Origin of the sequence: Vibrio sp. OPT46, from assembly GCF_015163535.1 — a bacterium.
Taxonomy (GTDB): Bacteria; Pseudomonadota; Gammaproteobacteria; order Enterobacterales; family Vibrionaceae; genus Vibrio; species Vibrio alginolyticus.
Window position 1 is genome coordinate 3,871 of sequence record NZ_JADDYG010000491.1, and the last position, 631, is coordinate 4,501.

The 631-nt window shown below is 39.8% G+C and carries 1 protein-coding gene; it reads left to right on the forward strand.

Going from position 1 to position 631, the window contains the following annotated elements:
* Positions 1-18: 18 nt before the first annotated feature.
* On the forward strand, positions 19-579 hold the full coding sequence (locus IQR33_RS20720; protein ID WP_031780754.1) for a hypothetical protein: 561 nt from the start codon (positions 19-21) through the stop codon (positions 577-579).
* The last annotated feature ends 52 nt before the right edge of the window (positions 580-631 follow it).

The following is a 631-nucleotide window of genomic DNA, read 5'->3' on the forward strand; positions in this document are numbered from 1 at the left end:
TGTCAGAAGGAATTTTGAGTGAAAGTTGAGAAAGCAAATGATGAAATGTGGATGTTTCATCAACTACTTCTAGAAGACGTACGTGCAGCAAGAGACTTTGGATTAAGCGTTAAATCTCGTTTTGCTCTGCGAACCCTTTATCGAACAAGCGCGGCATACATTGAAGGAGTTACCTATCAACTTAGGTTAGTTTGTCTAGCTGCCCTAGAAGATGTCCCGGATATTTTTGATGCTAACGAAATTATGTTGCTGAGGGAAAAATCCGTAGGCCTAGACTACAAAGGAAGAATCAAAGAGCGTGATTCTTTTCAATCACTTAAGTCTAATATTCTCTTTCTTTTCAGGTGTTTTGGGAAGTTACACAAATTAGACTTTGAACCTAATACCAGTGACCATCGATGGGCAAGTCTAGGTGAGTTTATCGAAATCAGGAACTCGTTGATGCACCCTAAATCGATTGAAGATTTCGAAATGACCGAGATCAAAAATAAAGTAAGCCTTGAGGCTGTAGAATGGTTTCACGAAAACTTGAAGCGCCTCTATAGAGAATGTGAAACAGCGGATATCGCTAGCACATAACAATCTGTTTAAGAGTGATTCGCAACGCGTGGCATTTTTACTATGCGTTACG